This is a genomic window from Listeria farberi (assembly GCF_014229295.1).
GTDB lineage: Bacteria > Bacillota > Bacilli > Lactobacillales > Listeriaceae > Listeria > Listeria farberi.
Genome location: NZ_JAARZL010000001.1, coordinates 1,298,775 through 1,324,583 on the forward strand (window position 1 = coordinate 1,298,775; position 25,809 = coordinate 1,324,583).

General features: G+C 37.5%; 25 protein-coding genes and 1 other annotated feature. Of the genes, 1 reads left to right on the plus strand and 24 read right to left on the minus strand.

What is annotated here, in order from left to right; all coding sequences use genetic code 11:
• The first annotated feature begins 20 nt into the window (after positions 1-20).
• Positions 21-1,304, plus strand: a complete 1,284-nt coding sequence (locus tag HCB38_RS06490; protein WP_185318841.1) for an N-acetylmuramoyl-L-alanine amidase family protein — start codon at positions 21-23, stop codon at positions 1,302-1,304.
• Between the two features lie 48 nt (positions 1,305-1,352).
• Here the strand turns inward: HCB38_RS06490 and dtd are convergent, their stop codons facing one another.
• From dtd to minC, 24 genes are all read right to left on the minus strand, one after another.
• Complete coding sequence (gene dtd / locus HCB38_RS06495) at positions 1,353-1,805, minus strand: D-aminoacyl-tRNA deacylase (protein WP_185318842.1); 453 nt, start codon at positions 1,803-1,805, stop codon at positions 1,353-1,355.
• A 15-nt stretch (positions 1,806-1,820) separates the two neighbouring features.
• Complete coding sequence (locus HCB38_RS06500; RefSeq protein WP_185637880.1) at positions 1,821-4,037, minus strand: RelA/SpoT family protein; 2,217 nt, start codon at positions 4,035-4,037, stop codon at positions 1,821-1,823.
• A 208-nt stretch (positions 4,038-4,245) separates the two neighbouring features.
• On the minus strand, positions 4,246-4,767 hold the full coding sequence (locus HCB38_RS06505) for an adenine phosphoribosyltransferase (RefSeq protein WP_003723528.1): 522 nt from the start codon (positions 4,765-4,767) through the stop codon (positions 4,246-4,248).
• On the minus strand, positions 4,757-7,108 hold the full coding sequence (gene recJ, locus HCB38_RS06510) for a single-stranded-DNA-specific exonuclease RecJ (protein WP_185637882.1): 2,352 nt from the start codon (positions 7,106-7,108) through the stop codon (positions 4,757-4,759). The genes HCB38_RS06505 and recJ overlap by 11 nt, the downstream gene beginning before the upstream one ends.
• 104 nt (positions 7,109-7,212) lie before the next feature.
• Complete coding sequence (locus HCB38_RS06515; protein ID WP_185318844.1) at positions 7,213-7,557, minus strand: LapA family protein; 345 nt, start codon at positions 7,555-7,557, stop codon at positions 7,213-7,215.
• A gap of 95 nt (positions 7,558-7,652) precedes the next feature.
• Positions 7,653-9,917 (minus strand): protein translocase subunit SecDF, encoded by a 2,265-nt coding sequence (gene secDF, locus HCB38_RS06520; protein WP_185637885.1) that lies wholly within the window; start codon positions 9,915-9,917, stop codon positions 7,653-7,655.
• Between the two features lie 100 nt (positions 9,918-10,017).
• On the minus strand, positions 10,018-10,311 hold the full coding sequence (locus HCB38_RS06525) for a post-transcriptional regulator (protein WP_185318846.1): 294 nt from the start codon (positions 10,309-10,311) through the stop codon (positions 10,018-10,020).
• 141 nt (positions 10,312-10,452) lie between these two features.
• Positions 10,453-10,785, minus strand: coding sequence for a preprotein translocase subunit YajC (gene yajC / locus HCB38_RS06530; protein WP_185318847.1), 333 nt, complete (start codon positions 10,783-10,785; stop codon positions 10,453-10,455).
• A gap of 33 nt (positions 10,786-10,818) precedes the next feature.
• Positions 10,819-11,958, minus strand: coding sequence for a tRNA guanosine(34) transglycosylase Tgt (gene tgt, locus HCB38_RS06535; RefSeq protein WP_185607762.1), 1,140 nt, complete (start codon positions 11,956-11,958; stop codon positions 10,819-10,821).
• Between the two features lie 86 nt (positions 11,959-12,044).
• The gene (gene queA, locus HCB38_RS06540) at positions 12,045-13,073 is read right to left on the minus strand and encodes a tRNA preQ1(34) S-adenosylmethionine ribosyltransferase-isomerase QueA (protein WP_185318849.1); all 1,029 of its coding nucleotides are present in this window, start codon (positions 13,071-13,073) and stop codon (positions 12,045-12,047) included.
• A gap of 3 nt (positions 13,074-13,076) precedes the next feature.
• Positions 13,077-14,084, minus strand: a complete 1,008-nt coding sequence (ruvB, locus tag HCB38_RS06545) for a Holliday junction branch migration DNA helicase RuvB (RefSeq protein WP_003762401.1) — start codon at positions 14,082-14,084, stop codon at positions 13,077-13,079.
• 15 nt (positions 14,085-14,099) lie between these two features.
• Complete coding sequence (gene ruvA / locus HCB38_RS06550; protein WP_185607763.1) at positions 14,100-14,705, minus strand: Holliday junction branch migration protein RuvA; 606 nt, start codon at positions 14,703-14,705, stop codon at positions 14,100-14,102.
• Between the two features lie 123 nt (positions 14,706-14,828).
• Complete coding sequence (locus HCB38_RS06555; RefSeq protein ID WP_185637887.1) at positions 14,829-15,764, minus strand: L-lactate dehydrogenase; 936 nt, start codon at positions 15,762-15,764, stop codon at positions 14,829-14,831.
• 66 nt (positions 15,765-15,830) lie between these two features.
• Positions 15,831-16,556 carry a YebC/PmpR family DNA-binding transcriptional regulator gene (locus HCB38_RS06560; RefSeq protein ID WP_003762405.1) on the minus strand — a complete coding sequence of 242 codons (726 nt, stop codon included), beginning with the start codon at positions 16,554-16,556 and terminating at the stop codon, positions 15,831-15,833.
• Positions 16,557-16,666: 110 nt separating this feature from the next.
• Positions 16,667-17,515 (minus strand): prephenate dehydratase, encoded by an 849-nt coding sequence (pheA, locus tag HCB38_RS06565; protein WP_185318851.1) that lies wholly within the window; start codon positions 17,513-17,515, stop codon positions 16,667-16,669.
• Positions 17,516-17,582: 67 nt separating this feature from the next.
• Positions 17,583-18,872 carry a GTPase ObgE gene (obgE, locus tag HCB38_RS06570; protein WP_185637889.1) on the minus strand — a complete coding sequence of 430 codons (1,290 nt, stop codon included), beginning with the start codon at positions 18,870-18,872 and terminating at the stop codon, positions 17,583-17,585.
• Between the two features lie 159 nt (positions 18,873-19,031).
• On the minus strand, positions 19,032-20,525 hold the full coding sequence (gene glpK / locus HCB38_RS06575) for a glycerol kinase GlpK (protein WP_185318853.1): 1,494 nt from the start codon (positions 20,523-20,525) through the stop codon (positions 19,032-19,034).
• A gap of 74 nt (positions 20,526-20,599) precedes the next feature.
• The gene (locus tag HCB38_RS06580) at positions 20,600-21,418 is read right to left on the minus strand and encodes an MIP/aquaporin family protein (RefSeq protein ID WP_185318854.1); all 819 of its coding nucleotides are present in this window, start codon (positions 21,416-21,418) and stop codon (positions 20,600-20,602) included.
• 366 nt (positions 21,419-21,784) lie between these two features.
• Positions 21,785-22,075: a 50S ribosomal protein L27 gene (gene rpmA / locus HCB38_RS06585; RefSeq protein ID WP_003726866.1), complete on the minus strand. Its 291-nt coding sequence runs from the start codon at positions 22,073-22,075 to the stop codon at positions 21,785-21,787.
• A gap of 13 nt (positions 22,076-22,088) precedes the next feature.
• Positions 22,089-22,406 (minus strand): ribosomal-processing cysteine protease Prp, encoded by a 318-nt coding sequence (locus tag HCB38_RS06590; protein ID WP_185318855.1) that lies wholly within the window; start codon positions 22,404-22,406, stop codon positions 22,089-22,091.
• An 18-nt stretch (positions 22,407-22,424) separates the two neighbouring features.
• Positions 22,425-22,733, minus strand: coding sequence for a 50S ribosomal protein L21 (rplU, locus tag HCB38_RS06595; RefSeq protein WP_185318856.1), 309 nt, complete (start codon positions 22,731-22,733; stop codon positions 22,425-22,427).
• Positions 22,734-22,745: 12 nt separating this feature from the next.
• Positions 22,746-22,824 (minus strand) — a sequence feature (ribosomal protein L21 leader region).
• Between the two features lie 65 nt (positions 22,825-22,889).
• Positions 22,890-24,251 carry a ribonuclease E/G gene (locus HCB38_RS06600; RefSeq protein ID WP_185637891.1) on the minus strand — a complete coding sequence of 454 codons (1,362 nt, stop codon included), beginning with the start codon at positions 24,249-24,251 and terminating at the stop codon, positions 22,890-22,892.
• 53 nt (positions 24,252-24,304) lie between these two features.
• Positions 24,305-25,105: a septum site-determining protein MinD gene (gene minD, locus HCB38_RS06605; protein WP_185318858.1), complete on the minus strand. Its 801-nt coding sequence runs from the start codon at positions 25,103-25,105 to the stop codon at positions 24,305-24,307.
• Between the two features lie 2 nt (positions 25,106-25,107).
• Positions 25,108-25,785, minus strand: coding sequence for a septum site-determining protein MinC (gene minC / locus HCB38_RS06610; RefSeq protein ID WP_185318859.1), 678 nt, complete (start codon positions 25,783-25,785; stop codon positions 25,108-25,110).
• Positions 25,786-25,809: the final 24 nt, after the last annotated feature.

Below are 25,809 nucleotides of genomic sequence, written 5' to 3' on the forward strand. Positions count from 1 at the left end.
ATGGGTGGTGTTAGCTTTAAATGAAGAATAAATTCATTTTTATCACCGTTGTCTCCATTTTATTGATTGCAGCAGGTATTTTTACAACCATTGCAATGGCGAATGCAAATTCCGTCATCGTAAAAGCAGAAGTCTTAAATGTCCGCAGCGGTCCTGGTTTAGCTTATGATGTAACAAGCCAAGCCAGAAAAAATGAAGTACTCCGGGTAGTTGGTGAAGAAAATCAATGGTACAAAGTTCAATTAGATAACGGAAATAGTGGTTGGGTTGCGAGCTGGCTAGTAGAAAATACAGATGTCAGCGCTGCAAGTAATAGTGTCGCTATTGTCTCCTCTGATGGTGGACTAAATGTACGTGAAAAGCCTAGTACTTCAAGTACATCACTTGGATTACTAAATAATGGTGATCAAGTAACTGTAACAAGCCAACAAAATGGCTGGGCGCAAATTCAGTATAACGGTAAAAGTGCATGGGTTAGTTCTCAGTACTTAACTATACGCGAATCTGTAACTAAAGTAGATGAAAGTGAACTTCAAACCGTAACGATTCGAGATGACTCCACAAACATAAGAAATAAACCAGGACGAGATGGAGCCGTTATTGAAAAAGCCAATTCTGGCCAAGGTTTTGCTATTCAAGGGGTTCAAGGTGATTGGTATAAAATCCGCACCACAAGTGGCGAAGAAGGTTATGTGGCTAACTGGGTAGTAGATGTGTCCGACAAAGGTCAAACTTCCAGCCCACGAAGTAAAACAACTAAATTATCCGAAGCAACTATTGTTATTGACCCCGGTCATGGTGGCAATGATCCAGGAGCAAAAGGCGCAAATGGTACAGTAGAAAAAGAAATGACTTTAAAAACAGCCAAAAAACTAAAAGAAAAATTAGAATCAAGAGGCGCTAAAGTAATTTTAACTAGAAACAGTGATAAATATGTTTCCTTAAAATCTCGGACTAATATAGCAGCAAAAAATAACGCAGACGTTTTTATTAGTCTTCATTTTGATAGTTTAGAAGATAGTAGCAAAGGTGTTAGCGGTCAAACTACTTATTATTATGATAATAGTGATAAATCGCTCGCTGAAAGTATTAATACTACGCTTGGAAATAATCTTCCTACTACTAACCGCGGCTCAAGAGTTGGCGATTATTATGTAGTAAGAGAAAATTCTCAACCAGCTGTCCTTCTAGAACTTGGTTACTTAAGCTCTGCAAAAGACGAAAGAAACATTAATTCAGCATCTTATAGAAGCCAAATTGCTGATTCAGTAACTGATGGATTATCTAATTACTTTTCTAACTAAAAAAGCAATCATTCCAGTGATGAAATATCACTAGAATGATCGCTTTTTTTATTTTCGCATTTCTTCAGAGTCTAGCATAATAGTAACTGGGCCATTATTGACAATTTTCACGTCCATAAATGCACCAAACACACCAGTTTCAACTATAAATCCTGCATCGGAAAGTTTGTTATTAAATAAGTTGTACAACCCTTCCGCCTTTTCTCCAGGAGCAGATTTTGTAAAGCTTGGGCGTTTGCCTCTACTAACATCCGCATATAAGGTGAATTGTGAAACGCTGAGAATTGCGCCACCACGTTCGGCTAAAGAAATATTCATTTTCTCTGATTCATCTTCAAAAACTCGTAACCCAATAATTTTTTTCGCCATGTATTCTACTGTTTCTTCATTATCAGTATGAGTAAACCCAACTAATAGACATAGACCTCCAGCAATTTCACTAATAATTTCCCCTTCCACACTGACGGAAGCTTCATAACATCTTTGTAGTAGCACACGCACTTCTTTTCCACTCCTTTAATTCATTAATCTTCTAACTGTATAAACATCTGGAATTTGTTTTATCTTATCCACAACTCGCTGTAAATGATTAATATTATGAATTTGTAGTGTGACAACGAGGGTTGCCATTTTATTATTGTCTACTTTGGCATTGACTCCATTAATATTGGACGTCAAGCTGTTAATAACTTGAAGAATATCATTTAGCAAGCCGTTACGATTATAACCGTAAATTTCAATATCAACATTATAATCATTTTTTGCTTGCGAATCTGTATCTTCCCAGTCTACTTCAATTAAACGTTCTGGTTCAATCGCTTGAACGTTCGGGCAGTCTTGACGGTGGATGGAAATACCACGACCTTTTGTAATATAACCTACAATATCATCACCAGGTACTGGATTACAGCATCTAGAAAGACGAATTAATAAGTTTCCTACCCCTTGAACTACAACACCAGCATTATGTTTAATCTTCAGCTTCTCATTATTAGCATCTGAATTAGACGGTTTATTCTCTGCTTGTGTTAATAGTTTTTCCGTTTCAGCTTCAAGTTCTCGCTCTTTCCGCAGTTTTTCTGTTAAACGATTAGCAACTTGCAAAGCAGTTATGCCATTATAACCAACCGCTGCAAAAAGATCATCTTCATGAGAAAAGTTCAACTTATCAGCTAACTTGCGAAGATTTTCAGTGACCATAATTTTTTTCGGTTCAAACCCAAGTTGTCTAATTTCTTTTTCAACTAAATCTCGGCCTTTTTCAACGTTTTCTTCTTTTGCTTGTCGTTTGAAAAATTGCTTGATTTTATTGCGAGCTTGCGATGTTTGGACTAATTTTAACCAGTCGCGGCTTGGTCCGTAGGAATGTTTAGACGTTAAAATATCAATAATATCGCCTGTTTTTAATTTATAATCTAATGTAACAATTTTTCCGTTTATTTTTGCACCAATCGTTTTGTTTCCGATTTCGGTATGGACGCGGTAAGCAAAATCAAGTGGAACAGAGCCATTTGGTAACTCATATACATCCCCTTTTGGTGTGAAAACATAAACAACATCAGAAAATAAATCGAGTTTTAAGCTTTCCATGAACTCTTCAGCGTTATCCGATTCGTTTTGATATTCTAAAATTTCGCGGAACCAAGTAAGCTTGTTATCAAAAGAAGTTTTTGAATTAACAACTTTTCCTTCTTTATATGCCCAGTGAGCAGCGACACCGTATTCAGCGATTTGGTGCATTTCATGGGTCCTGATTTGCACTTCAAGCGGTTCGCCTTGAGGTCCAATTACTGTCGTATGAATGGATTGATACATATTAGATTTAGGCATTGCAATATAGTCTTTAAAACGGCCTGGCATTGGTTTCCAGCGCGTATGAATAATCCCAAGCACAGCATAACAATCTTTAATACTACTAACAACAATACGGACCGCAAGCAAATCATAAATTTCATTAAATTGCTTATTTTGCTCCGACATTTTTCGGTAAATAGAATAGATATGCTTTGGCCTTCCAGAGATATCAGCTTGAATGTTTAATTCGTCTAAATTTTCATTTACCCCGTCTATAACATCATGTAAATAGCGCTCTCTGGCATCTCTTTTTTGTTTCATTAAATGAACAATGCGGTAATATTGTTGTGGATTTAAGTAACGTAACGCGGTATCTTCTAATTCCCATTTAACTCGTGAAATCCCTAAACGATGCGCCAGTGGAGCAAATATTTCTAAGGTTTCATTCGCAATTCTTCGTTGCTTCTCAACTGGTAGATGTTTTAAAGTACGCATATTGTGTAATCGATCGGCAAGCTTTATTAAAATGACTCGAATATCTTGCGCCATTGCAATAAACATTTTTCGGTGATTTTCAGCTTGTTGCTCTTCATGCGATTTATATTTAATTTTACCTAATTTTGTAACGCCATCCACTAGCATGGCAACTTCTTCCCCAAAAACTTCTTCTAAGTCAGCTAGTGTAACGGGAGTATCTTCTACGACATCATGTAAAAATCCTGAAGCAACAGTCGATGGATCCATTTTCAGCTCTACTAAAATGCCAGCAACTTGAATTGGATGAATAATATACGGCTCACCTGATTTACGAAATTGTTCTTTATGAGAATCGCGCGCAAATTCATACGCATTTTTCACAAGCGCAAGATGTTCCTGATTCATATAATGAGAAGCCATATCAATGACTTGCTCAGCTGTCAGATTTTGTTCTTTCGCCATTTACATTCACCCTCTTATTTCTATGTCATCTATATCCAACTTAAAAACACCCAATAACTGAGTGTTCTTAAAAAAGATTCTTGTATTACATTATAGCATGTCACTTGTTTGTTTATAAAGTACTTTTCCTTGTTTTTCCACATTTTCTAGTGGTTTAAAGATTTTTTATGAAAAAACTACTCCTAAAATATCAGGAGTAGTTTGTTTTTTATAATTTCATCAAAATTAAACGATCGTAACCATTTAATTTTTTATGTCCTTCAAGTTCTTTTAGTTCGATTAGGAAAGCACAACCAGCAACAATACCACCTAATTCTTCTACTAGTTTGATGGTAGCTTCAATAGTTCCACCAGTTGCTAATAAATCATCTGTAATTAAAACGCGTTGACCAGGTTTAATGGCATCGCTATGCATGGATAATTTATTAGTACCATATTCTAAATCATACTCCATTTCAATCGTTTCACGTGGAAGTTTACCTGGTTTACGGACTGGAGCAAATCCAATTCCTAGCGCATAAGCAACAGGACAGCCAATAATAAAGCCACGTGCTTCTGGACCAACAATTATATCGATTTTTAATTCTTTTGCGTACTCCACAATTTTATCCGTAGCAAAACGATATGCTTCTCCGTCATTCATAAGTGGCGTAATGTCTTTAAAAACAATCCCTTTTTTCGGCCAATCGTTCACAATCGCTACGTAATCTTGTAAATCTTTAATTTCCATTTTCTAGTTCCTCCGCATTCGGGTAAATTGATGTTTCCATCATTGATTTTATCCAACTATGAAGCTCAGTATAATTGGAGTATAACAGTTTTTTTCTAGTAGTTATTTCTTCTACTTTTTGTTGATAAACTAAGGATTCGTCCAAATTACGTTTTTCAACAACTTGGTTAATAATAATCTGACCACTATCCATTTTAGCAAATTCTAAATCAAAAAACACCTTTGACATGAAATCTATTTGTTCTTTGTTCCAGCCAAACTTTTGTATAAGCCTTGGGGTATATTTTTCGATTGGAAATGGTTGGAATTTTTTTATTAAACTATATAGCTCAGCAAATGCTCCCCGGTCAGGTATTGCTGGGATTTGATTACCTTCAGAAGCATCAAAATGAACAAAGATTCGCTCTGGTTTTGTTTCGCGCACAATTTCTTCTATTAACTCTACTTTCGCCGGCATATCAGCAAAAACTAATTCCTCAGTTTGAAAATCTGCTGTAAAACCTTTCGTTTCATCGACCAATATATATTTTTGTTCTGCGAGAGTTGTAACCGTTCTTTCTTCAAAACAAACAAAAAGTCGCTGCGCATTTTGTTCTTGTAAAATTCTAGACCATTCGGCTTTATTTCGCACATCAAAAAGCTGCCAGTGCGGTATGTGAATATCTATCATGCGAAGTTGTGACTTTTTAATATTATTCCATTCATTGATGGAAAGCTCCCCGACAACATCTACTGCTGCATGAGGAGATATTTTCTCTACTAAATCGCCAACACCAAAGCCAATAGCATCTAAACTTGCATCACTATCTTCATTTGTAAGCATCGTTTTTAGATGGGTTTTATCTGCCCCAATTCTTTTGGTTCCTTTTAAATTCATCTTTTCTAATAGGAAAATTGGTTTTGGATTATCCATTCCAAAAGGTGCTAATTTCTCTACTTGTGCTATAAAAGAAACAGAGATATCAGCAAGATTTATTTTTTCTTCTATTTTTAAAGCAGGTCGAAAATCTTCATCAGATAGGTGATTAGCATCCTCTTGTAACTTGTTTTCAAGTTCAGCTAAGTTTTCTGCTGGTAAAGTAAGCCCTGCTGCCATTGGATGACCACCAAAAGCAGTCATTAATACTCTATGTTTATCTAGCGCTTTGTACAAGTGAAAAGCCTCTACACTGCGCCCAGAACCTTTTGCTATACCTGTTACAGGATCAATTCCAAGTACAATAGCAGGTCGAGAATAAATACTAACTAATTTGGAAGCTACAATTCCTAATATACCAGTATTCCAACCTTCTCCGGAGACGACTATAACATTTCCAAGAGATTCTTTTGCCTCAATTGCAGCTATCGCTAATTTCGTCACATCTACAACAACTTGTTTACGTTCTTTATTTGCATCATCTATTTCTTCAGCTAGAAATAATGCCTCTTCTTCGTCTTCTGTTAAAAGTAAATCAGCGGCAGGATCAGCTGGGCCAAGACGACCGACAGCATTAAGTCGCGGCGCAAGTCCAAAACCGATCGTTTCTTCTGTAGCTTCTTCTAATTTCAAACTTGCTTTTTTTGCTAGTACCGCAAGACCTAAGTTAGCATTCTCACGTAATTGACGTAAGCCTAATTGAACTAAAAAGCGATTTTCATCCGTTAACGAAACTAAATCCGCCACTGTTCCAACTGCGACCAAATCAAGTAGTTCTTTTGGTTCCTCGCCAAGAAGAGCATGAGATAATTTATAAGCAACGCCGACTCCAGCGAGCTCCTCAAATGGATACGCAGATTTAGGATGTTTTGGATGAATAACTGCAATAGCTTCTGGCATAACTTCACGTGGTTCATGGTGATCCGTTACAATGACATCTAGCCCGATTTCCTTCGCATGCGTCATAACTTCTAGTGCAGCAATCCCATTATCCACCGTGATAATTAAATCGACGCCTTGACTTTTCGCCATATTAAATGCATCAATATTCGGCCCATATCCTTCTGTAAAACGATTTGGAATATAAAATTCGGCATTTGCTCCCAAATGTCGTAGTGTCTTCATTAAAACAGCAATACTTGTCACTCCATCAGCATCATAATCTCCGTAGACTAAAATCTGTTCATTTGAGTCAATTGCTTGTTTAATCCGAGCAACAGCTAGATCCATTTCAGCAAATAAAAATGGGTCGTAACTTTCATATTTCTCTGGGTGGAAAAATTTATCGAATTGTCCTTGCGTTGTAATTTTTCTTTTCCAAAGTAATTTTGCAAGTGGAAGCGAGATTTTTAATTGTTCGGCTAGTTGGCTAGCTCTCTCGTCGCTTGCTTCCTCGATATTCCATACGTATTTTGAATGAATCACTTTACCCCACCTCTCAACCTTCCTATTATATCTAAAATTGCTAGAAAAACCAAGAGGAATCTTCCAAACAAAAACGCTAACTAAGTAAGTTAGCGTCTTCTTTATTATTTAATTGGCTCTACTGTATTTTCAGTATCGCGTTTTTCTACATTAGATGAATGTGTTTTCATCGATTTTGCAGCTGCTAATTGACGTTCTAGCTCTGTTTTTTCAGCAGTTAATTGTTTTACTTTTTTCTTCATGCCACGTGATTTGGCAATGTTTAAGAAAAAGATAATTAAACAACCAACTAGTACAGAACCTATAATAATTAAAATTAACGGCCACTCAGCTTGAGCAAATAAAAAGTTAACCTCTACTGGGTCTACATTAATAACTGCAAATATCGCAATAATAAGTGCTAAAATAATCCCCACAATTACTTGCCATTGAACTTTGTTTTCTTTCATTCTCTCTCCTCCTTGTAACAATTATCTTATTATTTACCCGTTTCACGTCTATTAAAAACAGCCGAATTTCAATTTATGAAATCCGGCTATTCTTTTTAAACTACAGGTTGTCCATTATTACGTGGTTTTTTCTTTTTGACTGTGCTAATCGGTCCTTTTTTACGTAATTGTCTTGCTTTAAATACGTACCATAATTGCATTGCCATAAAGATGGAGGAGAATACACTGGAAACAAGTCCAACTAGTAAAGCGATGGAGAAGTTAAGAATAGATTCACTACCAAATAATACGAGTGCAAGCACAGTAAAGATAACGGTTAGGATTGTATTAATAGAACGAGTGAAGGTTTGTCGCAACGCTTTGTTAACTGCATCTGCAATTTCTTCTTTCGTCTTAAATCGTTGCATCTTCATGCTAATATCCCGTATCCGGTCGGCGGTGACTATCGTATCATTTATGGAATAACCGATAACCGTCAGAACCGCGGCGATAAAGGTTAAATCAACCTCCAGCCTTGTTACACTAAAGAAGATAAAGATGATAAATGCGTCGAATAGTAAGGACAGAATCGCCGCAATACCCATATAAAATTCAAACCGGACTGCAATATACAGTACAATCAGCACAGAAGCCACACCGAGTGCCCAGAAGCCGTTTTTGGCAAGTTCTTTCCCAACAGTTGGTGAAACGGTACTAATGCTTGGTTCGTGCTTATATTTGTCATTAAAGTAATTTTTAAATTTGGCTACGTCATTTTGGGATAATGTTCCTTTATAAGAAACAACGGCTGTTTTAGACCCTGAACCTTGGAAAACAATATCATCCGATGGCATATCAATCGCATCTAAATCTTTCTTAATTTGCGTTTCTGTCAGTGTTTGATTAGCAGTTACTTCCGCTCGTGTCCCACTGGCAAAGTCAATACCTAAGTTCAATCTAAATATGGAGAGAATAACGATACCGACAATGACAATTGCTGCAAAAATGGATAAGAACAGACGATGATGTTTTACAAAGTCAAAACGGTCAAAGTGTGTTTTTAAGCTAAAGCTATTAATGCCTTCATGTAAGTTATGGATATCTTTTCGTTTAACCGCAAAGAAACCTGGTTTGTTATTAAGCCAATTACTTTTCACGAGTAATCCTAATAAGAATCTTGATCCCCATACAGCTGTCAAGAAGCTGACTAAAATACTAATAATCAATACTGTAGCAAAACCTTTAATGGAACTTGTTCCAAAGTAGAAGAGCACGGCAGCAACGATAAGTGTCGTCAAGTTACCGTCTAAAATCGCACGAAATGCTTCTTTACCACCGACCTCAAAAGCAGCTTTCGTCGATCTACCAACCTTAATCTCTTCTTTTATTCGCTCGTAGGTTATTACGTTCGCGTCAACAGCCATACCTATCCCCAGAATCAAACCTGCAATCCCTGGTAAAGTAAGTGTTGCGTTAAGCAGACTTAATATTAATAGTACTAAATAAGTGTATGCAACTAGTGTGATAGAAGCAATAACACCTGGTAAACGGTAAACAGCCATCATGAAAATAAAGATAGCGATAACACCAATAATTCCAGCTAAAATTGTTTCTTGTAATGCATCTTGACCAAACTGCGCACCAACAGAGGTAGAGTAAACTTCAGTCATTTTCACAGGAAGTGCACCAGAGTTAAGCAATTCAGCTAAATCTTTTGCTTCTTCTGTTGTGAAACTCCCAGAAATTTCTACTTTATCTGTATCTAATACGCTACTTACATTTGGTGCAGATAAGTAAGCTGGATTTTTCTTTTCACGTTCTGTTTTGTATTTTTGTCCTTCTTTCCAGTCTAACCAAATAACTAATTGATTGTCAGGTGCTTCTGCTAGAATAGTTTTTGTTACGCTAGCAAATTTATCTGCGCTTTTTAGTTTTAAAGTAACAATTGGATTATTGCTCGAATCAAAAGCTTGTTTAGCACCGCCTGCAACTAAGTCACTACCATTCATCATCATTTTGTCATTAGCATCTCTAAATGATAATTGGGCAGTAGTTGATAACATTTTTCGTGCTTCTGCTTGGTCAGTTACCCCAGCAAGTTGAACACGAATGCGGTTATTTCCTTCGATTTGAATACTTGGTTCTGCAACACCTAATGAATTGACCCGTTTATCAAGTGAAGTCACTGTATCTGTTAATGTTTGCTTAGAAACAGTTCCTTTACCATTAGCTGGAGACACTTCATATAGAACTTCAAATCCCCCTTGAAGATCTAAGCCAAGATTAATATTTTGCATAACCATTTTTGCGGTACCAAATACAGCACCAAAAATAATTGCAACTACTAGAAAGAAAATAACTATCTTACTCTTTTTTACCATTTCTGTTTCGTTCCTCCCTCATCTAAACCATAACAAATCCCAGTCTAACAACAAATACTTCTATCTTATGTACGAAAAGCAAGCATTTGCTAACAGGCTGTTAATCTTCCACATTTGGTTGAAGCATGCTATCTGCTTGAGAAACATGGTTATTAGATTCTTGTTCAGCTGTTGTCATAATAAACTGCATTAATTGTCCAATTTTCATTTGCATGACATCATTTATTCGTTCATGCAATGCTGGGGCTGGGTTATTCTTCCACTTTTCCTCTGTTAAAAAAGCCCAAATGTGACTAGCCTTGATTTCTCGGTAGCCTAGAATATGAAAATCTTCCACTTTAATTAAAATTGCCGGTTCTAAATCCTCATACCAAGCCGAAAATGTATCCGTCATCAAGTCATCCCCTTTCTTAAACAATAAGCATATTCCCATTTTATCTAAAAAAAGCTTAAATGGAAAGTATAAGCTCTATTTTTTGTGTTTAAAAAATGCCACTCCACCGTTTAAAGGGAAATGGCATTTTTATTTCAAGTATTATTTGTTGTCTTCTACTACTTCAGTGTCATCAGAAGTTGTTTCTGCTACAACTGGATTAGAAACTGTATTACCTTTTTCAAGTACAGTTCTTACTGCATTACGGTCAAAAGTTAATTTGCTGTTTCCGCATTTTAAAATGACTGTGCCATCTTCAATTGCTTCTACAACACCGTGAAGTCCACCAATAGTAATAATTTTATCACCTTTAGCTAAACTGCTTTGCATATTTTGTACTTCTTTTTGACGTTTTTGCTGAGGTCTGATTAGTAAGAAATAGAACAAAACAATCATCAAGATAATTGGTATAAATGTTACAATACCGCCACCCATATTTTCCAACTCCTTTCGATACTTTATATATATTTAGAAATTTTTTGCATCAGGACGATTGAATCCATATTGCTCAAAAAATTCTTCCCTAAAATCAGCAAGTCGATCTTCCATAATAGCGGAACGAACCTGCTTCATTAAGTTTAACAGAAAATGAAGATTATGATAAGTTGTAAGTCTAATTCCAAATGTTTCTTCACAACGAATCAAGTGTCTAATGTATGCACGCGAGTAATTTTTACATGTATAACAATCACAATTTTCATCAATTGGACGGAAATCATGGGTAAACTTAGCATTTTTAATGACTAAGCGACCACTAGATGTCATACAAGTACCGTTTCGTGCAATACGTGTGGGAAGAACACAGTCAAACATGTCCACTCCTCGAATTACGCCATCAATTAATGAGTCAGGCGAACCTACGCCCATTAGATAACGTGGTTTATTAGCTGGTAATAGTGGTGTAGTGTGTTCCAAAACTCGGTTCATGACATCTTTTGGTTCACCAACAGACAATCCACCAATGGAGTATCCAGGGAAGTCTAGAGATACTAAATCTTTAGCACTTTGAGCTCGTAAGTCTTCGTAAGCTCCACCTTGAACGATACCAAACAAACCTTGGTCTTCTGGTCTAAGGTGCGCTTTTAAGCCACGTTCAGCCCAGCGTGATGTTCTTTCTACTGATTTTTTCATATATTCATGAGACGCTGGGTACGGGGGACATTCATCAAAACTCATCATAATATCCGATCCAAGCGCATTTTGAATTTGGATTGCTTTTTCTGGTGATAAGAAAAGTTTGTCTCCGTTTAAATGGTTACGGAAATGAACGCCCTCTTCTTTAATATCACGCATTTTACTCAAACTAAACACCTGAAAACCGCCTGAATCCGTTAAGATTGGTTGATCCCAGTTCATAAACTTATGTAGCCCGCCCGCTTCTCGAATAAGTTCTTCTCCGGGACGTAACCATAAATGATAGGTGTTACTTAAAATAATACCTGCGCCCATCGCTTTTAATTCTTCGGGCGACATTGTTTTTACCGTTGCAAGTGTACCAACTGGCATAAACATTGGTGTATCAAATGTGCCGTGTGGTGTATGAATTTTACCGAGACGAGCACCTGTTTGTTTATCTGTTTTAATTAGTTCATAACGAATGGCAGACATGTGTTACCTCTTTCTAATTTACTCTATTCACTAGCATAACGAAAATTACTAATGAAAACAAGCTTTTCTGTTAATTTTTTCGTAATTTAATGAATAAACATTGCATCGCCAAAACTAAAGAAGCGATATTGCTCTTCTACAGCATGATTATAGGCTGCTAAAATTTTTGTGCGGTCTGATAAAGCAGACACGAGCATAATTAATGTCGATTTTGGTAAATGGAAATTAGTAATTAACGCATCTACTGCCTGGAATTTATATCCTGGAGAAATGAAAATATCTGTCCAACCTGATTCTGCAATTAGTTTACCACCATGACGACTCGCAATCGTTTCTAAAGTACGAATAGAGGTTGTTCCGACTGCTACTACTTTTCCGCCAGCTGATTTGATTTTATTAATCCGATCAGCAGATTCTTCTGTTAAACGATAAAATTCAGAATGCATTTTATGGTTTTGAGTATCTTCCACATCTACTGGACGGAACGTACCAAGACCAACGTGCAGAGTTACAAATATTATTTCTACACCTTTGGCACTAATTTGTGCTAATAACTCTTCGGTAAAATGCAGGCCGGCAGTTGGCGCTGCTGCAGAACCATTTTCTTTCGCGTAAACTGTTTGATAACGATCTTGATCTGCAAGTTGCTCTTTAATATATGGAGGCAGGGGCATTTCACCAAGTTGCTCCAATACTTCATAAAAAATACCTTCATAAGAAAATTCAAGAATTCGGCCACCGTGCTCAAGTTCTTCTAAACAAGTAGCTTTTAAAGCCCCATCCCCAAATGTAATAGTAGCGCCTTTACGAATTCTTTTTGCAGGTTTTACTAAAGTTTCCCAAGCATTGCCTTCTTTTTGTTTTAAAAGTAATACTTCAATATGAGCGCCAGTTTCATCTTTAATCCCATGAAGCCTAGCTGGGAGAACACGCGTATCGTTTAATACTAGTGCATCTCCTTTATTTAAATAGCTAATTATATCAGTAAAATGTTGATCTTTTATCTCACCTGACTCTTTATCAAGTACCATTAGTCGGCTTGAAGTCCGGTCAAGTAATGGGGTTTGCGCAATTAATTCTTCTGGTAAATCAAAATCGAAATCTTCTACTTTCATTCTTTATACCTCTTTTTCATAACTTATTCCTAAATGGTTGTATGCTGTTTCCGTCGCAATTCGTCCTCGCGGGGTTCTTTGTAGAAAACCGATTTGTAGTAAATAGGGTTCTTGCATATCTTCAATGGTTTCTCGCTCTTCGCCAATGCTTGCTGCGATTGTATCTAAACCAACAGGGCCACCTCTAAATGATTGAATAATCGTATGAAGTAGCTTTTGGTCAATCGTATCAAGTCCTCTTGGGTCCACTTGAAGTAGTGTCAGCGCTTCTTTAGCTAATTTTTCAGTAACTGTACCGTTTCCTCTAACTTGCGCAAAGTCACGAACACGCTTCAATAGACGATTAGCAATCCTCGGGGTTCCCCTAGATCGTCTTGCAATTTCACGTGCACCGAGGTCATCGATTTTCGTATCCAATATCCCAGACGTTCTAAGGACAATTTCGGTTAATTGCTCTTCCGTGTAAAATTCCAAATGGTCAATCACACCAAAGCGGTCTCTAAGTGGTGCCGATAAAAGTCCCGCCCGAGTCGTTGCTCCAATCAGTGTAAATGGTGGCAAATCTAAGCGAACAGAACGCGCGGTAGGTCCTGTTCCAATAACAATATCCAAACAATAATCTTCCATTGCTGGATATAAAATTTCTTCAATCGCTCTAGATAAACGGTGGATTTCATCAATAAATAAAACGTCACCTGGTTCTAAACTTGTCAAAATAGTCGCCAAGTCACCTGGGCGTTCAATCGCAGGTCCGCTCGTTGTCTTAATTTCGCTCCCCATTTCAGAAGCAATAACCATCGCAAGCGTTGTTTTACCGAGTCCAGGAGGTCCGTATAAAAGCACATGATCTAGCGCTTCATTTCGGAGCGTGGCAGCTTCAATAAAGACAGTTAAGTTATTCTTTACTTTATCTTGCCCAATATATTGTGAAAGGGTTTGTGGCCGCAAACTAGTTTCAAAAGATACTTCTTCTGCGTCTACCGTTTCACTTGAAATAATTCGTTCATCCATGCCACAAGCTCCTCTCTATTTTGTCATTAATTGCAGTGCTAGTTTGATATATGCATCACTTGTTAAATCAGCTTCTTTAGCCAATTTTGGTATTACTTTTTTAAGTTCACGCGTACTGTAACCAAGGGCTTCTAAAGCTAATACGGCCTCTTCCAATTGCGGGGAAAGCCCAGCAACCATATCGTTTTCTGGAGCAACATAAACTATTTCACTCGCGACAACATCAGCCAGCTTTCCTTTTAAATCGAGAATAATTTGTCGAGCTGTTTTTTTACCGACACTCGGAAATTTGGTTAAATAAACATCGTCCTCAGATTCAATAGCAGAAATTAATGGAACGACATCGCCTGAAGCGATAATAGCTAACGCGCTTTTTGGTCCAATACCAGAAACACTCAATAATTTTTTGAACAGAAAACGTTCTTCTGTTGACTGAAAACCAAACAAAGAAATGTTATCTTCCCTCACATGTTGATACAAAAAGACTTGGGTTTCTGTACCTTCTAATCGTTGAAAGGAAAACGGGTTTCCTGTAATTATTTGATAGCCAATTTGTCCTGTTTCGACAACAATATATTCTGGTGTAATCGTAGTAACTGTTCCTTTTATGTAATCGTACAATTTATTCGTCCTCTCTTCGTTTCACGTCATACATTATATGATAGCATAAAAAGGAACATCTGTACTAGTTTTAGTTCATAAAAGGAAATCGTTTTTAGTTTACATAATAATATTATCGCCTTCTTAAATAGAATTTATATTTTCCTTGATTACTGAAGCGGAATGGTCAAATGCTTGTTGTTCTTGTTCGTTTAATTTTAAGGAAATAATTTCTTTTACGCCATTTTGGCTTAAAACTGCCGGAACACCGATTGCTAAACCAGTTTGACCATATTCGCCGTCAAGAACACAAGAAACAGTTAGAGCACGTTGACTGCCACTGAAAATATGGCGGCAAATCTCTACAATAGTTCCAGCAATCCCATATTCAGTGCAGCCTTTTTGATGATATATCTCAAAGCCAGTATCACGGGCAGTTTCACCAATTAATTTTAAATCAAGGAATTCTCCGAGTTTTTCCATACTATACTCATTTACTGGTTTACCGTATATAGAGGAATGTGACCAGACAGGAAACTGTGAATCTCCATGTTCACCTAAAATAAATGCATCGATACTTTGAGCAGCAATATCTAATTTCTCCGCTAATAAACGGCGTAATCTTGTTGTATCAAGCCAAACTCCAGTTCCAAGCACCTGTTCCCTTGGTAGTCCAGATAATTTCCAAACTTGATACGTAATAATGTCACAAGGATTCGTGGCAATTAAGAAAATACCATTAAACCCGCCTTTCATCATTTCAGGGACAATACTTGCCACTATTCTTGATGTGCTTCTTAGCTCGTCTAAACGTGTTTGCCCTTCTTTTAATGGTCCCGCTGTCACCGTAATTACAGCTATATCGACATCTCTGCAATCACTTGCTTCACGAACTGAAATATCCATTTGGCCGGACATAAATGCTGCTGCATCTGCCAAGTCCTTCCGATTTCCTTCCACACGTTCTTTATTTAAATCGACAAGGATTAACTCCTCTACAAATTTTTGATTAACAAATGCGTGAGCCGCAGCGGACCCTACATTACCTGCCCCAATTATCATAACTTTACGTGGTTTCATTTTTATTTCCTCCTCTTGATTCATATAAAACACCCCATTCAGATTGCACAAAAGGGGTGTTTTGACTTAATTTATCTCAGCGTTTGTGTAAACTTCTTGTACATCATCGTCATCTTCTAATGCTTCCATCATTTTATCAAATTGAGTTTGGTTATTTTCCGCAATTTCGTTGTATACAGTTGGAAACATCGAAAGTTCTGCTGTAGCAAAAGTATAACCAGCTTGTTGTAAAGCATCTTTGACATCAGAAAACGCTCCAGGTTCAGTGAACACTTCAAAGACATCATCACTCACTTCTACATCATCTGCTCCAGCTTCAATCGCTTCTAGCATAAACTCCTCTTCATCAACGGTTAAGCCTTCCCTTAGAATAACTAAGTAGCCTTTACGATCAAACATGTAGCTGACACTTCCCGTTTCTCCGAGGCTACCACCGTTTTTATTGAAAGCTACACGGACATTTGTACTTGTGCGATTTTTATTATCTGTAAGTGCATGGACAAGCACTGCAATTCCACCTGGTGCATACCCTTCATACGTTACTTCATCATAATTTTCGCCGCTAGTATTTCCAGCAGCTTTATCTATAGCACGTTTGATATTATCATTCGGCATATTGACTGCTTTTGCTTTATCCATTACTAATCGAAGTGACGGGTTCAGATTTGGATCAGGGCCTTTTTTTGCTGCAACGAAAATTTCTCTTGCTAACTTTTGAAATACTTTAGAACGCTTGGAATCTTGTGCATTTTTTCGACCTTGAATATTGTTCCATTTTGAATGTCCTGCCATCTGTTTCACTCCTTTTAGTTTTAGTAAAGCTTTTCTCCTACAAATTTTAACGTAAAAAATGAGGATTCGCAATAAAAAAGTTACCGCAAAAAATTGCGATAACTCTTTATCTAGGTCGTTTGTAAGCGGTGAACGTGATAAGTGCCAAGTTTATTTGCCGTTCCACCTAAAAGTGTAATTTCATCAAGTGCATTTGTAACGAGTGTTTCTTTACCTTCTGAAAGTACATCTATCAAAAAGAAATATTCTCCTAATGAGGTTTTAAGCGGTCTTGACTCAATTTTACTTAAGTCAATGTCACGCCAAGCAAATGTAGATAATACTTTATGTAACGCACCTGGCATATTATTAGGTAAAATGACCGAAATAGAAGTCTTTTCTTCTTCTTTAGGTAATAAAATGGAAACTGGCTTGCGACTTAAAACAAAGAATCTTGTTTGATTTAATTCCAAGTCTTGTGCATTTTCTTGAACGATTTCAAGTCCATACTCACTAGCTGCCATACGAGGAGCAATTGCTGCTACAAGTTCAGTTGGGTTATTACTGACCCATTTTGCCGCATACGCAGTCGAAGGTGTTACTTCACGCTCTACCCCGTAAAGTTCAGCTTGAAGAAAAGTATGGCACTGGGCAAGGGCTTGCGGATGAGACATTACTTTTTGCACAGATTTCCACGATGTTTTATGTGCTGGATGAACCATTAAATGTTGTGCAATAGGTAAAACAATCTCCGCCACTACAGGGACACTTGAAAAATGAAACAAATAGTCTAGCGTAATATTGACGCTTCCTTCAATCGTATTTTCAATTGGAACAACCGCCACGTCCACATCTTCTTTTTCGATTGCCATGATACAATCAGGAATCGTGCTTTTAGCAACCATCTCTTCTTTTGGAAAAGCTTTCGTTGCTGCTGCATGAGTAAAAGATGCTGCTGGGCCTAAATAAGCAATTTTCATTTTCAACTCTCCTTTTTATTGTAGCTAGGAAAAAAGCGTGCGCCAAAAGATTGGCACAGCACTTTGTTTAATCCATAAATTCAAATTCATAATCAAGTAAGCGAACGATATCGCCATCTTTGGCACCACGTTTTCTAAGTACCTCATCAACACCCATTGCACGAAGTTGACGCGCAAAACGGCTAATAGAAGCATCACGTTCGAAGTTAGTCATCGTGAATAAGCGTTCAATTTTTGCACCGCTAAGTACGAATGTACCATCTGGTTCTCTAGAAATCTCGAAGTCAGGCTCCTCAGCAACATATTTGTAAAGAACTGTATCTTCGTCTTCCTGTTCCAAAATTTCATTAAGTGGAAATTCTGGTGTTGTTTCTAATTTATCTGCAATTGCAAGAAGTAATTCACGTAGACCCGTTTTTGTTACTGCGGAAATCGGAAATACCGGAATATCTTCAGCGATTTTAGTTTTAAACTCTTTTAAATTTTCTTCCGCGTCTGGCATATCCATTTTGTTCGCTACGATAATCTGTGGACGCTCCATTAAGCGCAAGTTGTACTGTTCTAGTTCATTATTAATAGCCATGTAATCTTCATAAGGTACGCGCCCTTCTGAACCAGACATATCAATGACATGCACAATAACACGTGTTCTTTCGATATGACGTAAGAATTGATGACCTAAACCGACACCTTGGCTAGCCCCCTCAATTAATCCTGGTAAATCCGCCATAACAAAACTACGTCCATCTCCTGCATCAACCATGCCTAAATTAGGCACAATCGTCGTGAAATGATAAGCAGCGATTTTTGGTCTTGCTGCAGATACAACAGATAATAAGGTAGATTTACCAACACTTGGGAAACCAACTAAACCAACATCTGCTAATACTTTAAGTTCTAATTGTACATTTCGTTCTTGCCCTGGCTCTCCGTTTTCAGAAAGTTCTGGAGCTGGATTTGCTGGTGTCGCAAAACGTTTGTTACCACGTCCACCACGTCCAGCTTTTGCAATAACCGCACGTTGACCATGTGCCACTAAATCAGCGATAATCTCTCCAGTATCAATATCTTTCACAATTGTGCCTTGTGGGACTTTGACAACTAAATCTTCTGCACCGCGTCCATGCATACTTTTACTCATGCCGTGTTCGCCGTGCTCTGCTTTAAAGATTCGTTTAAAGCGAAAATCTACTAGTGTACGCAAACCTTCATCTACTACGAATACAACGTCTGCTCCTTTACCGCCGTCACCGCCAGCAGGACCACCGTTTGGCACAAATTTTTCGCGACGGAATGCCACCATGCCGTCCCCGCCGTTACCTGCTTTTACATATATTTTAACCTGATCTACAAACATAATTTTTATATTCTCCCGTTCCTTAAAAGTCTTATCTTTCATTATAACGAACAAACTATACATCTGTCACTATATTTATTTCTATTTCCAGATATTTATTTCTCCCCCATAATAAAAATGCGCCAAATGATTTTATACATTTGACGCATCTTTTAACCATTATTTGAAAGCTTGTGCTGCTTTGACTGCTTTATGCCAACCCTCATATAAGTCTTCTCTTTGGTCTTCTTTCATTTCTACTTCAAAACGTTTGTCTAGTTTCCAATGTTTTTTAATTTCATTTTTATCTTTCCAAACGCCTACTGCAAGTCCTGCTAAGAAAGCTGCTCCAAGAACAGTCGTTTCTTTGTTTTCTGGACGTTCTACAGGAACACCTAGAATATCGGATTGGAATTGCATTAAGAAGTTATTAGCAGAAGCCCCGCCATCCACACGTAACGTTTTTAAGCTAATACCGGAATCTTGTTCCATTGCATATAGTACATCGCGAGTTTGATAAGCAAGAGATTCCAATGTCGCACGGATAAATTGTTCTTTTTCGGTACCGCGAGTTAATCCAAAGACAGCACCACGAACGTCGGAATCCCAGTAAGGTGCACCTAAACCAACAAATGCGGGTACAACATATACACCATCACTTGATTCAATCCGGCTCGCATAGTTTTCAGAATCACTTGATTGACGAACCATACGTAAGCCATCTCGTAACCACTGAATAGCAGAACCAGCAACGAAAATACTACCTTCTAATGCGTATTCCACTTTGCCATCAATACCCCAAGCAAGAGTAGTTAATAAACCATTTTCAGAACGAACTGCTTTTTCCCCAGTATTCATGAGTAAGAAACAACCAGTTCCGTACGTATTTTTAGCCATTCCTTTTTCAAAACAGCCTTGACCGAATAACGCTGCTTGTTGGTCACCAGCAATACCAGCAACAGGAACTTCTTCACCAAAGAAGTGATAAGGCACTGTGTCCGCATATACTTCAGAAGATGGACGAACTTCTGGTAACATTGCTTTCGGGATATTAAGCATTTTTAGAAGCTCATCATCCCACTCTAAATCATAAATATTATAAAGAAGTGTACGAGAAGCATTGGAATAGTCAGTAATATGCGCACGACCACCAGTTAATTTCCAAACTAACCAAGTATCAATTGTTCCGAAAAGAAGTTCTCCTTTTTCAGCACGTTCTTGTGCACCATCTACATGGTCAAGAATCCAGCGTGCTTTCGTACCTGCAAAATACGGATCAATCAAAAGGCCAGTTTTTGATCTGATCGTATCTTCATAACCATCTTTACGAAGTTGCTTACAAATATCTTCAGTTTGACGAGATTGCCAAACAATTGCATTATAAATTGGATTTCCGCTTTCTTTATCCCAAATAACAGTAGTTTCACGTTGGTTTGTAATACCAATCCCAGCTATTTCTTTAGAAGAAATATTTGTTTTAAGTAAAACGCCTGCAATGACAGCTAAAATCGAAGCCCAGATTTCATTGGCACTATGTTCAACCCAACCTGGCTTAGGAAAAATTTGATCAAACTCTTCTTGCGCAACGCCAATTACTTCTCCTTCTTCGTCAATAATCATCGCTCTTGAACTTGTTGTTCCTTGATCCAGTGCTAAAATATATTTCTTTTCCATGTAAAATTCCTCCTCTAGTTTTAAGTACAACGAAAGCCCGAAGACCTTCGCTTGGAGCTAGTTATCATTCTAGCTTATGCTAAGTCTTTTTTCTTGTCGAGTTGCATCGTTAAAATAAGAATTAAAACAAATAATACTGCGAACACCCAGAACCACATTCCTAGTTCGCCGTTAATAATGGCATTATACCCTAAAGCACCTAATGCACCACCCATAATTGGTCCAATAACCGGAACCCATGAGTATCCCCAATCTGAACTACCTTTACCAGAAATCGGCCAAACAAAATGCGCAATTCTTGGTCCAAGGTCACGTGCTGGGTTGATTGCATAACCAGTAGTACCACCAAGAGACATCCCGATAGCTACGATTAACGCACCAACAACAAGTGGATTTAATCCATCTGAAAATGAATTTGCACCTAATGATAGTAATCCAAACACTAGCATAAATGTACCTAATGCTTCACCAAAAAAGTTAGATGTAAAATGACGAATAGCTGGTGCCGTTGCAAAAACACCTAATTTTGTTGGTTTGTCTTCTGTTTGTTTCCAGTGTGGATAGTAATGTAACCATATTAGCGTTGCCCCGATAAACGCTCCGATAAACTGAGCAAGAATATATGGCAATACGTAATTCCATGGGAAAGCACCTGCAAGCGCCATACCAATAGTTACAGCAGGATTAAGATGGGCCATGCTCATATAACCTGAGACATATACACCCATTGTAACCCCTAGCCCCCAAGCTAAAGTAATAACGACCCAGCCGCCATTCTCTGCTTTGGATCTTTTCAGTGAAACGCCAGCTACTACACCAGCACCTAAAATAATTAGGATGGCAGTACCAATAACTTCACCTAGAAATTGTGTTGCTAAACTTGTGTCAATCATCTTTTCCAACTCCTTCTTCTTGCTTTTTTGTAGCACCGGAATTTTAACACTTACTAGTCCCCTTACATTCCGATTATCAATTAACTTCAAAAAAAGAATGACAATCAAAACGCAGGCACACTAGTACCCTTGCATCGTTTCGATTGTCATCTTTTCTCCTGACATGTTAATTAACTTGAGTCTATTTAATCATATCAAGAAAACGCTGTCAATCAAACGACTTGTCCTGTTTTTCACAATGTCTCTTTATCTGCCTCTTTACTTTTACCCCAATTCAAGAGAGTTATAACCCATTTTAAAAGAAATTAATTCACAAAGAAGAAAACACAAAAAAACCGCCACAAGTGACGGTTTTTAAAATTGTATTTAAGCTTCTTGTACTTCAGGATAAACGCTAACTTTTTTCTTGTCGCGTCCCATACGTTCGAAACGTACAACGCCATCAGTTTTAGCGAATAATGTATCATCGCCACCACGACCAACGTTAGTTCCTGGATAGATTTTAGTACCACGTTGACGGTAAAGGATAGATCCACCAGTAACAAATTGTCCGTCCGCACGTTTTGCACCTAAACGTTTTGATTCAGAGTCACGTCCGTTAGAAGTCGAACCGCCACCCTTTTTGTGCGCAAAATGTTGAATATCAAATTTTAACATGAAATTCCACCTCCTATTTGGAGTTAATTTTTATATGATCAGGATAGCTGTACGCTAATGATCTTAGTTGATTTTCCATCCCTGTAAGCAAGATTTGCACCACGTCATCCTCGACATAATCAGTAGGTACAGAATAGTAAAGGTAACCCTCCGACTCTTCTATTACAGGCTCAAAATCACGTACTTCTGAAATAGCATTCACCATCCCAAAAGCAATAGACGAAGCTCCTGCACATACCAAATCACTACCATGTTCGGCAAAATCGGCGTGTCCACTCATTGTAAAAGAAATTATTTGGTTATTTTCTCGCATAACATCGACTTGAATCATTGTTTTCGTCCTTTCAAATTAAGCATTGATTGCATCAATAGTTAATTTTGTGTAAGGTTGACGATGACCTTGTTTTTTGTGGTAGTTCTTTTTCGGTTTATATTTATAAACTGTCAATTTCTTCGCACGGCCTTGTTTTTCAACTTTAGCTGTTACAGTTGCTCCGTCCACGAATGGAACGCCAACTTTAGTGGAATCTCCGCCTACGAATAGAACTTTGTCAAAAGTAACAACATCACCAACTTCACCTGCTAATTTCTCAACATAGATTTCTTGGCCTGCTTCTACTTTGATTTGTTTCCCACCTGTTTCAATAATTGCGTACATACTTGCACCTCCTCATATACTAAGACTCGCCATTACAGGGGATTTACACAAGGTAAATACTTAACCCAGCTCTGTGCGGTTGTAGCTTGGTGCGCTACAAACATAACAGTAAAATGATAGCATAGAGAAGCTGTCTATGTCAATCACTTGTTAATTTTAATTTTCAACGCGAGCAATTTGATAAAAAGGAACTCGTTCGTCTGCCACTTCCCAATCAATTGGAGCATTATTAAAGGTATTCAAATCTAAGAACGCATCTAACACATCCTCTGTGGTGATGACTTGGATGCTACTTGGATCCCCTTCGATAATCCCACTTAATTCTCGTTCAAGTTGAAAAGCAAGTGTATCTTTTGAAGCAACATGCCCTGTACCGTAACAAACTGGACAATGAATTGTCGTAACCTCTAAAAAGGATTGTTGTTTCTTTCGTCTCGTTAATTGTAGGAGCCCTGACTGCGACAATGCCGCAATTTGTGTCGTAATGTACTCTTTCCGGCTTTGTCTTTCTATCGCTTCCTGAAGCTTCTCTTGACCTGCTTCTGACATACCGCCAATAAAATCAACAAGAATCATGCCACTCATGTTACGTAGACGAATTTGTCTAAAGATTTCAGGAACCGCTTTTATATTAACTGCTTCTACTGTTTTTTCTTTATCGGTTGTACCTTTAAAACGACTAGAATTCACATCTACTACCCACATAGCTTCTGTTTTTTCGATAAAAAGAGAAGAACCATTTGAAAGGTGAACAACTGGTCTACTAAGGCGATCCATTTGTTGCTTAATGCCAAAGTCAGCAAACAAATCCCCGCTTTTCTTTAAAATAACCTCTTGATCAGTAAAGCTAGATTCTAGAATCTTCGCAAATTCAAAATCATCAGTAACAATTTCAGTTGGCAAATAGCGCTCGATAAATTGTTTCGTGCTCAAGAAAATGCCTGAAGCAGCAGATAAAAGTAAGCCAGGTTTCTTTCTTGTCGCAGCTTCTTTAAGTAATGTTTGATATTTTTCTCTGGCTTGATTTAACGCTACTTCTAATTGCTCTTTTGTTGCATTTTCTGCATTGGAGCGTATAATAGTTGCTTCATTTTCTACTAAAAGCAAATCCATTATTTTTTTCAGAGGTTCTTTATTCGCAATTCTTTTTGAAATGGAAATGTATTCTTTCCCGTGCAAATAAATCAACAAATCTCCTGAAAATTCAAGTACTGCTGATAAAAGAGGGAGTTTTGTGGCACTACCTTCTCGAACAATTTGTACGGGTATTTTTGCCCCTTGCGTTTTTTCATAATTTGCTGGAATATCTTTTAAATGTATAAAACCTTTATTTTGATTACCTAAATCAACGAAAGCTGTGTCCATTTTTTGGTCTATTTTCTGAATAAATCCATAAAAAATATCACCTACTTGGATTTTATTAGATGGGCGAATAATTTCTACATCAATTAACACGTCGTCTTCTAGTACTGCTACTCGTTTTTCTACCTGAGCTGCATTTACTACTAGTTTTTTCATCCAATCACCTTTTTTATAAAGACCCTTCATCCAAAAGATAAAGGGTCAAATTTTTATTTTCCGCCAAAAAGTTGTTTTAGCCGTGTGAAAAATCCTGGTTTTTTTGCTTCAATTGACATTAATGGGATAGATTCACCAAGAATGCGTCGTGCGATATTTCGGTATCCTTGAGAAGCACGATTGTTCGGTAACATTGCAACCGGATCCCCGCTATTAGATGAACGGATAACTTCATCATCATCAATAATAATACCAAGCAATTCAATAGATAAATGTGTAGTGATTTCATCAATATCCATCACATCCCCATTTACCATCATTTGTGTACGAATACGATTAATAATAAGTTTCGGTGGCTCAATATCTTCTTTTTCAAGCAGTCCAATAATTCTATCTGCATCACGAACAGCTGAAATCTCTGGCGTAGTCACAACAATCGCTTTATCAGCTCCAGCAACCGCATTTTTATATCCTGTTTCAATTCCTGCTGGACAATCAATTAAAATATAATCATAATCTGGACGAAGTTGATTAATTAAATCTATCATTTGTTCTCCCGAAACAGCATTTTTATCCGTAGTCTGTGCTGCTGGAAGTAAGAAAAGTAAATCATCAAAACGCTTATCTTTAATCATAGCTTGATGGATTTTGCAACGTCCTTCTACAACATCTACTAAATCATAAATAATCCGATTTTCAAGGCCTAAAACAACATCTAAATTACGAAGACCGATATCCATATCAATCAAGCACACTTTCTTACCTTGAAGAGCAAGTGCCGTTCCTAAGTTAGCAGTTGAAGTAGTTTTTCCTACTCCGCCTTTCCCAGAAGTAATGACTATAGCTTCTCCCATGTTTAACGCCCTCCTTGAAAATTAGAAATTTCCGGTCTAATTTTTCTTATCTTATGTATTTCATCAATCACTATTTCACCCGCGTCATTTACATATGCAGAAAACAAATCTGTAGCTGCAACTTCTTTATAATCTTCACTATCAAAACCGTACGTTTTTCCAGCTATTCTAACTTGGGATGGATAAAGAAATTTCCCGGCTACAATAGCATTTTCGTTACCTTCAAAACCAGCATGAATTATCCCCTTAATATTTCCAAGAACAAATACATTTCCATTCGAACGAATTTGTCCACCAGGGTTCACATCACCAATTAACAAAAAGTCTCCTGGAACTTGAACTACTTGTCCAGAACGAATAATCGTTGCCATAGAAAAAATCTGATCATTTTCTTTCCATTTCTTAGCTTCATCCTTAGACATAACATTACTATAAAATGCGCTAATCTTCATTTGACTATTGTTATGGATAATAGTTGAAATTTCACGTTCTTCTTCCTCTGAAAATAGTCGATTCCCGATTTGAACTTGTACCTCTAATTTTTCACCAGAGTACGGGTTTTGTTTTTGATCTGCTAGTAATTGCGATAATTCTTGTTGTAACTCCGATATACTTGCCTTATCACTAAGAAAAATACTGATGCCATTTTTTGTGCCTTTAATTTGAACATTCTTCTTCATATACCATTTCACCCCGCAACATTT

Coding starts and splice junctions, on each gene's coding strand:
- HCB38_RS06505 (WP_003723528.1), bottom strand. CDS start 4,767: ATGGAAATTAAAGATTTACAAGATTACGTAGCGATTGTGAACGATTGG.
- rpmA (WP_003726866.1), bottom strand. CDS start 22,075: ATGTTAAAATTTGATATTCAACATTTTGCGCACAAAAAGGGTGGCGGT.
- minC (WP_185318859.1), bottom strand. CDS start 25,785: ATGAAGAAGAATGTTCAAATTAAAGGCACAAAAAATGGCATCAGTATT.
- obgE (WP_185637889.1), bottom strand. CDS start 18,872: ATGTTTGTAGATCAGGTTAAAATATATGTAAAAGCAGGTAACGGCGGG.
- glpK (WP_185318853.1), bottom strand. CDS start 20,525: ATGGAAAAGAAATATATTTTAGCACTGGATCAAGGAACAACAAGTTCA.
- pheA (WP_185318851.1), bottom strand. CDS start 17,515: ATGAAAATTGCTTATTTAGGCCCAGCAGCATCTTTTACTCATGCAGCA.
- ruvB (WP_003762401.1), bottom strand. CDS start 14,084: ATGGATGAACGAATTATTTCAAGTGAAACGGTAGACGCAGAAGAAGTA.
- HCB38_RS06560 (WP_003762405.1), bottom strand. CDS start 16,556: ATGGCAGGACATTCAAAATGGAACAATATTCAAGGTCGAAAAAATGCA.
- HCB38_RS06590 (WP_185318855.1), bottom strand. CDS start 22,406: ATGATTCAAGTCGATGTTATGCGAGAAAATAACCAAATAATTTCTTTT.
- tgt (WP_185607762.1), bottom strand. CDS start 11,958: ATGTCTGCCATTCGTTATGAACTAATTAAAACAGATAAACAAACAGGT.
- queA (WP_185318849.1), bottom strand. CDS start 13,073: ATGAAAGTAGAAGATTTCGATTTTGATTTACCAGAAGAATTAATTGCG.
- HCB38_RS06525 (WP_185318846.1), bottom strand. CDS start 10,311: ATGACGGATACATTTTCGGCTTGGTATGAGGATTTAGAACCGGCAATT.
- rplU (WP_185318856.1), bottom strand. CDS start 22,733: ATGTACGCAATTATTGAAACAGGTGGGAAACAAATCAAAGTAGAAGCA.
- HCB38_RS06555 (WP_185637887.1), bottom strand. CDS start 15,764: ATGAAACCACGTAAAGTTATGATAATTGGGGCAGGTAATGTAGGGTCC.
- yajC (WP_185318847.1), bottom strand. CDS start 10,785: ATGGGTGGCGGTATTGTAACATTTATACCAATTATCTTGATGATTGTT.
- secDF (WP_185637885.1), bottom strand. CDS start 9,917: ATGGTAAAAAAGAGTAAGATAGTTATTTTCTTTCTAGTAGTTGCAATT.
- HCB38_RS06600 (WP_185637891.1), bottom strand. CDS start 24,251: ATGAAAAAACTAGTAGTAAATGCAGCTCAGGTAGAAAAACGAGTAGCA.
- minD (WP_185318858.1), bottom strand. CDS start 25,105: ATGGGAGAAGCTATAGTCATTACTTCTGGGAAAGGCGGAGTAGGAAAA.
- HCB38_RS06490 (WP_185318841.1), top strand. CDS start 21: ATGAAGAATAAATTCATTTTTATCACCGTTGTCTCCATTTTATTGATT.
- HCB38_RS06500 (WP_185637880.1), bottom strand. CDS start 4,037: ATGGCGAAAGAACAAAATCTGACAGCTGAGCAAGTCATTGATATGGCT.
- HCB38_RS06580 (WP_185318854.1), bottom strand. CDS start 21,418: ATGATTGACACAAGTTTAGCAACACAATTTCTAGGTGAAGTTATTGGT.
- HCB38_RS06515 (WP_185318844.1), bottom strand. CDS start 7,557: ATGAAAGAAAACAAAGTTCAATGGCAAGTAATTGTGGGGATTATTTTA.